The 13,487-nt window shown below is 46.2% G+C and carries 9 protein-coding genes; 7 read left to right on the top strand and 2 right to left on the bottom strand.

Features of this window, described 5'->3' with window-relative positions; translation table 11 throughout:
* Positions 1-2 precede the first annotated feature (2 nt).
* The 5 genes from A596_RS06295 (at position 3) to A596_RS06275 (ending at position 6,612) form a co-directional block, all read left to right on the top strand.
* Positions 3-584: a PqiC family protein gene (locus A596_RS06295; RefSeq protein ID WP_039913296.1), complete on the top strand. Its 582-nt coding sequence runs from the start codon at positions 3-5 to the stop codon at positions 582-584.
* 139 nt (positions 585-723) lie between these two features.
* Entirely contained in the window at positions 724-1,722 is a 999-nt protein-coding gene (locus tag A596_RS06290) for a 2-hydroxyacid dehydrogenase (protein ID WP_039913295.1), read from the top strand.
* A 43-nt stretch (positions 1,723-1,765) separates the two neighbouring features.
* Positions 1,766-4,288, top strand: a complete 2,523-nt coding sequence (glgP, locus tag A596_RS06285) for an alpha-glucan family phosphorylase (RefSeq protein WP_052417296.1) — start codon at positions 1,766-1,768, stop codon at positions 4,286-4,288.
* 137 nt (positions 4,289-4,425) lie between these two features.
* Complete coding sequence (locus A596_RS06280) at positions 4,426-5,283, top strand: substrate-binding periplasmic protein (RefSeq protein ID WP_039913293.1); 858 nt, start codon at positions 4,426-4,428, stop codon at positions 5,281-5,283.
* Between the two features lie 147 nt (positions 5,284-5,430).
* Entirely contained in the window at positions 5,431-6,612 is a 1,182-nt protein-coding gene (locus A596_RS06275) for an MFS transporter (RefSeq protein ID WP_052417295.1), read from the top strand.
* 72 nt (positions 6,613-6,684) lie between these two features.
* On the opposite strand, the gene A596_RS06270 is transcribed toward A596_RS06275, so the two are convergent.
* Together A596_RS06270 and A596_RS06265 are read right to left on the bottom strand one after the other, a co-directional pair.
* Entirely contained in the window at positions 6,685-8,433 is a 1,749-nt protein-coding gene (locus tag A596_RS06270) for a carbamoyltransferase family protein (protein WP_052417294.1), read from the bottom strand.
* Positions 8,434-8,494: 61 nt separating this feature from the next.
* Positions 8,495-9,424 (bottom strand): methyltransferase, encoded by a 930-nt coding sequence (locus A596_RS06265; RefSeq protein WP_039913292.1) that lies wholly within the window; start codon positions 9,422-9,424, stop codon positions 8,495-8,497.
* 818 nt (positions 9,425-10,242) lie between these two features.
* On the opposite strand from A596_RS06265, the gene A596_RS06260 reads away from it, so the two are divergent.
* Both A596_RS06260 and A596_RS06255 read left to right on the top strand, forming a co-directional pair.
* Entirely contained in the window at positions 10,243-11,277 is a 1,035-nt protein-coding gene (locus A596_RS06260) for an FkbO/Hyg5 family chorismatase (RefSeq protein WP_052417293.1), read from the top strand.
* 163 nt (positions 11,278-11,440) lie between these two features.
* The gene (locus A596_RS06255) at positions 11,441-13,372 is read left to right on the top strand and encodes an AMP-binding protein (protein ID WP_039913291.1); all 1,932 of its coding nucleotides are present in this window, start codon (positions 11,441-11,443) and stop codon (positions 13,370-13,372) included.
* Positions 13,373-13,487: the final 115 nt, after the last annotated feature.

The following is a 13,487-nucleotide window of genomic DNA, read 5'->3' as shown; positions in this document are numbered from 1 at the left end:
ACATGGGACACAAAATTTTGTTGGTTGTCATTACCCTGGCTATTTGCGCGTGCCAGAACTCACCACGAAGGGAATACTTTGCATTGAGCGCAAGTGAGGCAGATTTCAACATAACAGCGCAAACACCGGTGAACCAGTTTGTGGGTATAGGCCCGGTGATAATTCCGGAATATTTACAGCAAAATAAAATTGGTTATTGGAAAACACCGCAACAATTAATTTTATTAGATAACCACTATTGGGCAGAACCGCTGGAACGTGGAATCACTCGCGTGCTTGCATTGGAATTACAAGCGGCACATACCGATTGGAGGGTATTACAATTTCCCTGGCCTAATAACCAACGCCCGAATTACTCAATCAAAATCGACATTCAACGGTTGGACGCCTTCACGGATCATCTGGTGTTTGAGGCCAATATAGACTGGATCAATGTACAAACCAGAGCAGTATTGGGTAGCCAGCGAATAAAACTGCGCCAGGACTCCCGTGCAAATTCTGCTGCCATCGCCCGCGCAATTAGCGAATTGTTGCAACAGGCTGCGCGCATAATTACCCCGCCACCATTGCACAATGGCAGCTAATTACCAAATTACAAACCCGCCATCAAATTCAGGGCTAGACTCTGTAACACAGCATTTATAGAGTCTGTTTATAAACATCCTTTGGTCTATAAACATCCTTTGATAGCAACAAGACATTCGTTTATAAAAATGGTGCATTATGAAAGTGGCTGTATTCAGTAGTAAAACCTATGACCGCGAATTTTTAACCGCCGCCAATAATAACCTGGAGACGCCACTGCAGTTAATTTTCCATGAAGCCCAACTCAACCAGCACTCCACATTACTAGCCCAGGGCTGCGCTGCCGTATGTTGTTTTGTGAACGATCAACTGGATGCAACCGTTCTGCAACAATTAGCAAAATCCGGTGTGAAACTTGTGGCATTGCGCTGTGCCGGGTTTAACCAGGTGGATTTGGCAGAAGCCAAAAAACTGGATATTAAAATCGCGCGCGTGGCTGAATATTCTCCTCACGCGGTAGCAGAACATGCACTGGCATTAATACTGATGCTGAATCGCCAATTGCATCGCGCTTATCGCCGTGTTCACGACAATGACTATTCCCTTAACGGTTTGCTCGGTTTTGATTTGGTCAATAAAACGGTGGGCGTAATTGGCACCGGAAAAATCGGCCATACGTTTGCACGCATTATGCAAGGCATAGGTTGCGAAGTAATTGCCTATGATCTGCAACCTGACCCCGCGCTCGCCGCCAGTGGAGTCACTTACGTTGCATTGGAAGATTTATGGCCCGCCGCCGATATTATTTCATTGCATTGCCCGCTAAATATACACACCCACCATTTGATCAATGCCACCACAATCGACCAAATGAAAGCGGGGGTGATGTTAATCAATACCAGTCGCGGCGGGTTAATTGACACACGAGCAGTTATTGCCGGTTTAAAAAATAAAAACGTTGGCTATTTGGGCCTGGATGTTTACGAAGAAGAAGCCAATTTATTTTTTGAGGACAATTCAAACAGTTTATTGCAAGACGATATTTTTGCGCGCCTGATGACATTTCCCAATGTAGTCGTTACCGGCCACCAGGCATTTTTTACGCGCGAAGCATTAACAACCATTGCACGCATCACCCTCGACAATATTCGCTATTTTGAACAAAACGATTTTTCAAACATGGTGCTAGTGGGTTAATCACCGCCCCTGTCAACGCCCGGCCGGGCGAAGGATGGATGCTATGCCGCAATTTGATCGTGCGCTGCCAGAAAACTTGCAAGAATTGCATTCCCTCGCACTGGATTTGAATTGGAGCTGGAATCACGCTAGCGATGAACTCTGGTGCAAAATCAACGCCGACATCTGGAATTATTCCCACAACCCGGTATTGGTCTTGCAACTCACCAGCGATGAGCATTTCACCGCACTCTCCACCGATAAAAATTTTCGGGCGCTGCTGGATAAATTAATTGCTGCGCGGCAAAAAAATTTACAGGAACCCGCCTGGTATCAACGCCAATACCCCAACTCCCCGTTGCGCTGCGTAGCTTATTTCAGCATGGAATTTGGTATTTGCGATGCATTGCCGTTGTATGCCGGCGGATTGGGAATGTTAGCGGGCGATTATTTAAAAACCGCAAGCGATTTAGGTTTGCCGCTGGTTGGTGTGGGGTTGTTATATCAGGAGGGTTATTTTCGCCAAAGCATTAATCGGCAAGGTTGGCAACAGGAAACCTATTTGTACAACGATCCCGGCAGCTTGCCGTTGCAACCACTGCGCGCAGTAGACGGTAGCTGGTTAATTATAAAAGCGCACTTCCTCTGTCGCGAAGTGTGTTTTCGGGTATGGCTGGCACAAGTTGGACGAGTGAAATTATATTTGCTGGATAGCAACGATCCACGCAATTTACCGAGCGATCGCGGCATTACCAGCAAACTGTACGGTGGCGGCAGCGAGTTGCGTATGGTGCAGGAAATTGTGCTGGGAATTTGCGGCTGGCGCCTGCTGGAAAAATTGGGCCTGGAAGTAGATATTTGCCACCTCAATGAAGGTCATGCAGCCTTCGCCACACTTGAACGCATTCGCCACTATTGCAAACGCAATAACTGCGATTTCTGGCAAGGATTATGGGCCACACGCATGGGCAATTTATTCACGACGCACACACCGGTGGAAGCCGGGTTTGATCGTTACCCCGCCGAATTATTGCGGCGCTACGCGGATAACAGCGGTGCTGAAATGGGCATCACGGTAGAAGATGTTATCGCCCTGGGCCGCGCCAACCCCAAAGATGAAAACGAGCCTTTTAATATGGCATGGCTGGCAATGCGCACCTGCGCCCATAGCAACGGTGTTAGCGCATTACACGGTGCAGTTAGTCGCCGCATTTTCCAGCCGCTCTACCCGCGCTGGCCTGAATGGGAAGTCCCCGTTGGCCACGTCACCAACGGTGTCCATATTCCCACGTGGGATTCACCGCTTGCTGATCAACTCTGGACGCAACTCTACGGCAAGGATCGCTGGCGCAAAGACCCGGCAGAACTGAATCCAACGCGGCTGGATGAAGTCAGCGACCAGCAACTCTGGCAAGTTGCCAATGAAGGGCGTAGCAGCCTCGTCGACTACACGCGCTTGCGTTTGTTGCACCAATGGCGCAAGGAATCAACGCATTCCGAACACTGCGATCTTGCGCAGGAAATGCCACTCGACCCAAGCATTTTAACGCTCGGTTTCGCGCGGCGCTTTGCCGAATACAAGCGCCCGGACTTATTGTTATTTGATCCGGACAGGCTTGAGCGAATCCTGTGTAACCCGCGCTATCCAGTGCAATTATTGGTCGCGGGCAAAGCGCATCCCGCCGATAACATCGGTAAAGAAAAATTGCAGCGCTGGCAAACATTTTTGCAACGCGAAACCGTGCGCAAACATTTGGTATTTCTGGAGGATTACGACATTGATCTCGCCCAACATTTAATTCAGGGGGTGGATGTCTGGATTAATAACCCGCGTCGCCCCTGGGAGGCGAGCGGCACCAGTGGCATGAAAGTATTGGTGAACGGTGGATTAAACTTATCGAGCCTGGATGGCTGGTGGGTAGAAGCCTACCAACCGGAATTGGGCTGGGCGATTGGCGATGGCCAGGAGCATCCCCCCGAAGCCGATGGCCGCGAAGCCGAAGCACTTTATAAACGCCTGGAAGAAGAAATCATTCCGCGCTTTTATCAACGCGACCATGAGGACCTGCCGCGTCAATGGCTGGCAATGATGCGCACCAGCATGGCCCAATTAACGCCACGTTTTAGCAGCAATCGTATGTTGCGCGAATACGTGGAAAATTATTACCACCCCGCCGCGAAAGGCTACAGCGAACGACAAAACAATGCTCTCCAGTTGGCCGGCGAATTGCGTCGTTGGCAATTACATTTGCAACAGCACTGGCACGAAGTCCATTTGGGAGAATTACAACAGGAAGAAAACCAGCTATCGCTACGAGTAAGCCTTGGCGGCCTGCAACCTGATGAAGTGCGTGTTCAATTGATCGCCAATCCAATTATCGATGCGCGCGGCCACCCTGTTCCCGGCTCCATTCTCGATATGCAATTGCAATATAGTTTGGGCAGCGATGCCCATGCATGGCGCTATACATTGGCGACGCCAGAAGATCGACCGCTAAGTGATTTTACGGCGCGGGTAATTCCCGCCCACATAGCGGCACTGGTTCCGGCAGAACTGCAATTAATTACCTGGCAAAATAAAAGCTGAGGAGAAGGAATCAAAAAAGTGCAATAAATCAAAAACGCAGGAAAAGAAACTTGCAGAAAGCGGGAATGCTGGCAATCTTTAGCCCACGTGAATTCAGCTGCTGGTGCTATTGCATCACCGATTAAGGACTCGATAAATTGCATTTTCTCCACTGTGTATCATTGCACTCACGTAGTGCGCTGTTGTTCATTTTTTTAGGCAGCCTGCAAACCGCAGCGGCGGATTATTCCATCACAACCATTACCGCCGCAAAAACTCCCGCAGAACCCCAACGCACCCTGACTATAGCAACCGGCGAATATCCGCCATGGACCGGTGCCGAGCTTCCACAACAAGGCTTGGCCAATCAAATTGTTACTGAAGCATTTGCCAGCCAGAATATCGCGGTGAAATTTGTTTACCTGCCGTGGAAACGCGCTTTTGAAGAGACGCGCCAGGGTCGTTTTGATGCAAGCTCTTACTGGTATGACAGTAGCGCACGCCGCGCGTATATGCTCTTCAGCGAACCGTTACTACTTAACCGCACTGTCTTTTTCCAGCGTAGCGATGCACCGCCCATCCAATGGCAAACATTTACTGACCTTGGCAGTTATCGTTTGAGTGCCACGGTAGGTTTTACTTACACCAGCGAGTTTTACCAGGCGATAGATGACAAAATCATAGATCCCTTGATGGTTCCGTCAGATACCCAAAATATCAAATTACTGATGGCCAAACGCACGGACCTTTTTGCAACAGAAGAAATGAGCGGTTTCTATATGGCAGCGCAACTTCGCATCGACCCACGCAAATTACGGGTGATAGAACCTGCCTTGAGCTCACCTTATGGCTATCTGCTAATCAGCAAAACGCATCCGGACGGTGAGCAGCTAATGGCGCAATTCAACCGTGGATTGAAGGCAATCAAGGCCAATGGACAGTACCAAAAAATCCTTACGAGGATTGATGACACCAGCTTTTACGATCCAGCCAATAGCACACCGTCTCCCCGTTAAACACTTGTATCATCGGCGAAAACTTTACAAATCAACACCTTCTCCGCTAATACAAACTGTTATAGTAAAAACCGCTTTAACCACCCGCAGTACTCGCAGCTCCTCCACATTGCCTGGCGGAGTTGCGCATCGTCATTGAGAGCATTTATGTCTGTTTCCAAATTATCCGCCACTGCAAGCGGCGCATTTCCCATACCCGGTTTTACCGAACAACTTTCCACCCGCCTGGCATTTTTAATTACTGGCCTCGCCATGTCAGCCTGGGCACCGCTGGTTCCTTTTGCACAAGAGCGATTGGGCGTGAATGAAGCCACGCTCGGTGCCTTATTACTCTGCCTCGGCGGAGGCTCACTGGTTGCAATGCCGTTAACCGGCCCACTGGTCAATCGTTTTGGTTGCCGCAAATTTATTACGCTGAGCCTGTTATTAATGTGTATCAGCCTGGTGTTTCTCGGTGTGGCATCGACCATACCTACCCTTGCCCTAACCCTGTTGATTTTTGGGATGGCACTCGGTGCAACCGATGTAGCTATGAACATGCAAGCCGTCATCGTGGAACAAGCCAGCGGACGCAGCATGATGTCCGGCTTCCACGGCTTTTACAGCCTGGGAGGGATTTTTGGTGCGGTGATTATCAGCGGATTGCTATGGCTTTCGCTTTCACCGTTTCAATCGCTGTTAGCGCTTACCGTCGCTCTCCTGGCGATGTTGATTTACACCGTCCCCAAATTATTACCCTACGGCAATAGTGCCGATGGTAAACGCGAGCCGTTCTTTGTTTTGCCGCGCGGCAAAGTATTACTGCTTGGCTCCCTGTGTTTTATTGTCTTTCTGGCAGAAGGATCGGTACTGGATTGGAGCGCAGTATTCCTCACCCAGGTGCGCAAAGTAGATCCGGTACAAGCCGGCCTTGGTTTTGCCTGCTTCTCCGTCGCCATGACCATCGCACGGTTGACGGGTGATCGCATCGTGCAACATTTGGGAGGTAAACGTATTTTATTGTGGGGCGGCAGCTGTGCAGCGCTCGGTTTCGCGATTGTGGTTTTTATACCGCATACTATTGCCGCCTACATTGGTTTTACATTAATTGGTTTGGGAGCATCCAATATTGTGCCAGTGCTGTTTACCGCCGCAGGCAACCAAAAATCCATGCCGATGGGCCTGGCTATTTCTGCCGTTGTCAGTATGGGTTATGCGGGATTATTAGCGGGGCCAGCACTGATTGGCTTTATTGCGGAACTCAGTAGCCTTTCCGTTTCATTTCTCATTGTTGCTGCTGGTATGTTGTTATTAGCTGCCTGTGCAACCAAGGTGACGAAATCGGCATAACGCCTGGCAAGCAATAAAAAAGCCCATGAATTTCATGGGCTTTTTTATGCACAACACTTTACCGGAAAATCACTACACCAGCGCTGTTGCCGTGTTTGCAGAGGCAATATGCGGCACATCTTTTTTGCGGATAATAAAATTATCAATCACCAGGAAATCAATCTTGGTGCGCAAGAAAGTCTTCAATGCATCTTCCGGGCTACACACAATCGGTTCGCGATCATTAAATGAAGTGTTCAATAACAATGGAACCCCCGTTAACGCTTTGAACGCGGAAATCAATTCGTGGTATCGCGCATTGGATTCAGCACTCACCAATTGAATACGGCTGGTCCCATCTACATGCACCACAGCAGGAATTAAATCGCGCTGCTCCGGTTTTACCGGATATGCCATCAACATATAGTGCGCCGCATCGGCATCCTTCCTGATATCAAACCATTGTTTCGCATCTTCTTTAAGTACACTCGGGCAAAACGGGCGGTGATCCTCGCGATGCTTCACCAGCAGGTTCATGCGCTTCACCATATCCGGATCGCGCGGGTCGGCCAACAAGCTGCGATTACCCAACGCGCGTGGACCAAACTCCATCCGCCCCTGGAACCATCCCACAACTTTGCCCGACGCAATTAATGCCGCGACTTCATTAGCAACATTTTCAGAGCGCTCATAAAGCAGATCAAACATTCCCAAACTGGCGAGCACATCCGCTTCCGAATAGCCTGGCCCAAGGTAAGTATCTTTTGCTTCAAACGCCGGATTTTTATGGCCGTAGAAAATATTATGGTAGGCGTAAAGTGCTGCGCCCAATGCAGTACCTGCATCGTTCGCCGCCGGTTGGATATAAATATTTTCAAATGGTCCCTGCTCAAAAATCGCCGTATTGGCAACACAATTTAACGCCACGCCGCCTGCGAGACATAAATTTCTGGAGGGATACAATTGCGCAGTATGCTTAACGATATTGAGTAAGATTTCGCTGGTTAACTCTTGCAAAGCTGCCGCCAAATCCATGTAATCACGCGTGATCGCTGCGCGGTCTTGTAATGCGGGCAAACCAAACACCTGCTCAAATGATGAAAAATTATTTGCGCGGAACTGGCATACATTGATATCCATTTCAAAGCCATCTTCATTGACTTTAACGAACTGATGGAATTGATTAATAAAACGTGCAGGGTCGCCAAAAGACGCCAGGCTCATTACCTTGCAGGCGTCATATTCACTCATTCCCATAAACATGGAAACCTTTTCCCACAGCAACCCCAACGAGTTGGGATAATTAATTTCCTTTAAGGAAAATAATTTACCATCGCGCGCGCCGCCAATAGTGACAGATTCGGATTCGCCAATACCATCCACCGATATCACCGCCGCGTCTTTAAATGGCGAAGGGTAATAAGCGGACGCAGAATGCGCAACGCAATGATCCACCCACATAAATTGGCCATTAAAACCGAGCGCGCGAATTTGATCGGGAATACCAATTAATTTTTTATAGAATTTTTTCTCACCATCTGCTGTACCCCATTCACCATCAATACATTGTTCATTCAAATTAAGGTTGTTATGCAAACGTTTTAATGGATTGAATGAAAAAGCAATAATGTCGATATCCGACAACAACAGGTTTCCCATCTCCAGGCAGGTATTAATCGCCTGCCAGGGAATTTCATTGGGGTTTCCAGTTAGCGCTGGTTTGGCATGCTTGACACGGTTCAAGCGTTCTTCTTCAATCGCTGCAATTAATTGGTTATTGCGAATTAATGCCACAGCGGATTCATGGTAGGCACAATTCAGGCCGAGAATATTGATAGTCATGGCTCCCTCTCATAAAAAAATGTGTGATACCCCAATGGGTAGACCTAACTGACGAACAGCCTTATTTGGTTCCCAGCGGGGTTTCCCAGGGTTCGTAAATTTTGGGAGTAAAGGAAATCTGCAAGTCAGGTGCAGTATTTTTTCGATAGCGCAGGATGCACATATGCAAATGTGTAATACCATTTGCAGCGGCTTCATTTTTCATTGCATCAATGACGGATTGATCCTGGCCAAAAATACCGACGAAGCGATCCACAAAAGCGGCGTAAGTGATAGGGGCCAAATCGCAAATAATTTCAGTAGCACCATGGGGCAAATATTTTTTAACAGCATCAACCAACCTCCCTGGCACCTCTTTGTCACCGGGAGCCATAGTGACAATTTGCAAAACGCCATTATCAGATAACCGGGCATTGGCATCTTTCAACAAATTTTCAACGAAGGTAAAACCGTAAATTCCTGCAGCAGAATTCAGGTAATAATCCATACCGGGAGGCGTTGGTTCAAAGGGAGGGTTGGAAATGATCAAATCAAATTGTTGATCCTGCACTGGCGCAAAAATGGATTGCACATTGCCATCGCGAATATGCAAGCGATCGCTTACACCATTTATCAATGCATTAAACCCGGCGTAAACCTTGGCCCTGGGATTAATCTCCAGGCCAGTAACCGTTGCAGCGCCTTGCTGCAGCGCAAAAATACTCAATACGCCCGAGCCCAAACCAACCTCAAGCGCTTTTGCACCTTGTAAATCAGCAGGCAAAAGATAATCCATCATGAAATATTGTTCAGGCTGCATGGGAATAACCTGATCAATACCCTGGTAATCAAATGGGTCAGTAACAACACTTAGCTGTGATCCGGATTGTTTTGCAGCAAGCACCTGCTGCAACCAATCAATGCCGACAAACTGCGCATTTTGTTCAGAAAACGAATAATTGTTGATTTCGCCTTTCAGGCTATAAATCTGTACATCTACAACTTGGCTCATCGCAGTTCCTCAATCAGTCTTTGCCTTTTTCAAGGCGATAAAAGACTTATTGTTAAGGCTTACTCCGAGCTGCTTGTGGTGGGTTTTAAATAATATTTATAGTTTGCTTTGCAACATTGCTGCTGTTTTCTTAAAAACCAGTTCTTAATTCAAAGCACTTTCGATACTCGAAATTTTTTAGTACCTGAAAATCCTGCCTGAATAATTCTACACATCTCAAATAAATTGATAATAAACCACGCTATTTTAAAAATTGTATTTTTTTGTATGCTTAATTTATTAACAGTAGCCAATCAAAAAAATCCAACATTCATCCTAATGTTTTAACATTATTGCAAAATTAATTTTTGCACGATATAGAAATTTTATTTAAAAAATATTACTGAAGGTTACGCTGTCACATAAAACAACATTGCATCAAAATTTAATCAGGTTATTAACTCATTGCTCATCCCATTAATATTTAATTAACCATTTTTTTCACATAGAAAATGGATGATAAATCACAGTTTCATAAAAACATTAAACTTTAATGTTATGGTCAGATAACAAATATGCATAATCCTCGCTGCCAAAATTATTTTACGAGTTATTACAAATTATTTATTGGCGCAAGATTTCTATCTTCAAATTTGCGGTATATGATTGCCACGAATTTTTATTAAAACTATCAAAAAAGTTATTCCACTACCCCTGCTTACAGATCAAAAGAGAACCACTTTATTTACATAAGGTGATGGTTTGATTTTACTAATTGATTTGTAGAACCGCGTATTGCGCACAAATCAGCCAATTAGCGTAAGCACGGAGTCTGGAATATGAACAGCTTTAATGCCTTGGCGCCCGGCGCCAGTTTTCACGAAGGTGAAATACCTGCCAGGTATACACAGGACAATAATGTTCTCGGAGTTGTGTCGTACATTCCCGATGACCAATACTCACCATCAACAGATCTCCCTCATTTGCAGGTCCAGATTCCATCGGAGCAGCGAATTACGCTGTCTGAAATCTGGCGCAGTGCAACCAATGTCACACGCGGGCATTGGGAATCCATTGATTTCAGCCACGATGGAGAATTACTGTTTGGTTCAATTAGCTACGATATTGATGATGGGCTTATTCATGCAAACCAAACCGAAAAAAATTTCCGCAATATTTTCCGCCTGATTAACGAGCATGGATATCCACATTTATTTCGCATGTGGAGCTACATTCCCGGCCTCAACCAGGACAATAGCGATAATGTAGAAATCTATAAAGATTTCTGCTTTGGCAGGTCAGTAGCCTTCTCTGCCGAATTTTCCCGTTCACTAGCACAAGTTTTACCTGCAGCAACTGGTATAGGCTCTTGTGCCAGAAAAGTAGCGGTATATTTTCTGGCGAAGAGAACCGCCGATTTAATCCATATCGAAAATCCCATCCAGATTCCTGCATATAAATATCCACCGCAATATGGCGTTAGAGCGCCCTCTTTTGCCCGCGCTACTTATGTTCCCTTTGGCAACGACGAATACCGCATGTATTTATCAGGTACGGCGAGTGTTGTTGGCCATAGCTCCCATCACCCGGACTCAATCGAAAAACAATGCGAAACAACTTTACTAAATATTCAACGGTTGATTGATGCAGACAATCTGAAGCATTACGGCATCCAGCACCCCGTTAAGCTGTCTGATCTCGACATGATCAAAGTCTATATCCGCCATCGCAGTGATTTTGCAGCAGTACAAAGTATTTGCTCTGCGTTTTTCAGGCCAGGAACCTCTGTTATTTACTTGCATGCCGATATCTGCCGCAAAGAATTGCTGATTGAACTGGAAGGTATTTTTAGTGGCAGTCGATCTGCGAACTGATCAGCCCGTTAATTGTCCGGATGTTCCAAAAAATATACGGACAATAAATATACCGGCTAATTAATCAGCGGGTTATCGGAGTAATTTTTATCAAAGCACTTTTTATTAAAGCACTTTCTACCAAAGCGTTTCCTATCAAAGCACTTCCTATAAGAGCATGGTCATGTTAATTACTGAAAAAATTTTAGCGAATTGCAAATTAGTTAATAACAAACCGTTATTTATTACGCTGGATGGCAACGGGCAGCGAAACAAAACCCTGGGTTACTCCGATTTTATAGGGCAAACCTTGGCCTTGGCCTCATGGCTCAATGCCGAAGGTTATAAAAAAGCAGTATTAGCCTATGGCCCGGGACTCGATTTTATCGTCAGTTTCTATGCTTGTTTATTTGCTGGTGTTATCGCTGTTCCCCTGCCCGAAATTACTGAAGGTAAACTCGAAGAAGATTTGCAAAAATTAAACGCCATTGGTGGTGATATTGGTGACTGTATAGTATTGGTTGATAACCAGGCCTATCAATTATTGCAACAACAATCCGGCCTGCATAAAAATATCCGCAACATTATTGATACCACTGGTCTATCCCTACTTGCACAACAACAAACATTACCTGTGCTTAAGCCGGATGATATTGCCTGTTTACTGTATACCTCAGGCTCAACTGGCACGCCCAAGGGCGTCATCATTCGCCACAAGGATTTCTATTACAACGCCGCCTCACTCGCTGAAGCCTGTGCATTTACATCCGCAAGTATTGGTGTTAGCTGGATGCCCCAGTATCATTCATTTGCATTGGTATTTAATGCACTACTGCCCGCTTATACTGCGGGCACCATGGTCCTGTTTGCACCTTACACATTTATTGCACAACCTCATCGCTGGCTACATGCGATCTCCGAATATCGCGCCACCCACAGTGCAGCACCAACATTTGGTTACCTGCAAGCCGCCAGGAATTGTACTGATGAGCAATTGGAAGGCATTGATTTATCCAGCTGGCAAGTGGGATTGATTGCCGCTGAGCCTATTAAATCCTTTGTTTTCGATACTTTCTTTAAACGTTTTGCAGCGAGTGGATTGGAATCGGAATTCCTGAAACCACTTTATGGTCTCTCTGAAACCGGTCCAATCAGCTGCGTGCGCTATCAACAGGCTCCGTTTTTTAAATCCGAAAATACCCGCGCGCAATCATTAAGTAATGCGTGCCTTGGAAGCGCCTTTACCGATACGAAAATTGTTTGTGTGAACCCGGATACGCGGCAAATTTGCGCAGATCTGGAAGTGGGTGAAATATGGGTGAGTGGTCCTTCCGTCAGCTCCGGGTATTGGCGTAACGACGATATCAACGAACAAGTATTTAACCAGGCCCTCGCGACAATTCCCGGTGATTTTTTTCGCACAGGAGACCTTGGCTATCTCTGGAATAATGAGCTTTACATTACCGGGCGGCTCAAGGAAATATTAATTATTAATGGCAAAAATCACGCCCCGCAAGAAATAGAATGGGCTGTGCAACAAATTTCCCCCTTATTGGCTAACAATGCCACCGCCGCATTTTCAGTGGCGACGCGCGAAGGTGAGAAAATTATCCTGGCCCAGGAAATTACCGAAGAAATTGCATCAACAGCAACCAATATTGACGCTATTTACCGAGCGATATTACAAGCGGCTTACCGCGTGCACAACATCCAATTGGCCAGTGTGGTTTTTACGCCAGTTGGAGCGATCCCACGTACAGCAGGTGGAAAAATTCGCAGGAGTTATTGCAAGGAATTATTCGAACAACAGCGATTACCTGTATTAGCAATTCGCACCAAAGATGATGCAATTACAGCAAATCTCACTGCAACCCGACAATTACCCTCTTCTGGCAATCCACTGGAAGATCAGCTCTATGCTCTCTTTCTGAAAAAATTATCGCTGGATCTATTACCCCGCGATCTCGAGCTGGATGCGATTAACCTGGATTCCCTACAAGTAGCTGAATTGGCAGCATCAATTGAAGCCACATTCAAAATTTCGTTTCCGTCTACCTTACTGTTCAAATACAAAAACTTTCACGCTATTTATAGCTACATCGAAGCGCGCATTTAATTGCGCGCCGTTCTTTTTACCAAGCTTGATCTTAATGTCAGCGCTTGATTCTGATAGTCATCGTCATAACCTGTATCAATAGCTATTGAACAGGTATTTGATTAGCAATACAAAA

The organism is Cellvibrio mixtus subsp. mixtus J3-8, from assembly GCF_000766945.1.
Taxonomy (GTDB): Bacteria; Pseudomonadota; Gammaproteobacteria; order Pseudomonadales; family Cellvibrionaceae; genus Cellvibrio; species Cellvibrio mixtus_A.
This window is presented reverse-complemented; position numbering and strand designations above follow the sequence as displayed.

Bases quoted from the DNA above. Each gene is read 5' to 3' on its own strand.
- A596_RS06295 (WP_039913296.1), top strand. From the start codon at position 3: ATGGGACACAAAATTTTGTTGGTTGTCATTACCCTGGCTATTTGCGCG.
- A596_RS06290 (WP_039913295.1), top strand. From the start codon at position 724: ATGAAAGTGGCTGTATTCAGTAGTAAAACCTATGACCGCGAATTTTTA.
- glgP (WP_052417296.1), top strand. From the start codon at position 1,766: ATGCCGCAATTTGATCGTGCGCTGCCAGAAAACTTGCAAGAATTGCAT.
- A596_RS06275 (WP_052417295.1), top strand. From the start codon at position 5,431: ATGTCTGTTTCCAAATTATCCGCCACTGCAAGCGGCGCATTTCCCATA.
- A596_RS06270 (WP_052417294.1), bottom strand. From the start codon at position 8,433: ATGACTATCAATATTCTCGGCCTGAATTGTGCCTACCATGAATCCGCT.
- A596_RS06265 (WP_039913292.1), bottom strand. From the start codon at position 9,424: ATGAGCCAAGTTGTAGATGTACAGATTTATAGCCTGAAAGGCGAAATC.
- A596_RS06260 (WP_052417293.1), top strand. From the start codon at position 10,243: ATGAACAGCTTTAATGCCTTGGCGCCCGGCGCCAGTTTTCACGAAGGT.
- A596_RS06255 (WP_039913291.1), top strand. From the start codon at position 11,441: ATGTTAATTACTGAAAAAATTTTAGCGAATTGCAAATTAGTTAATAAC.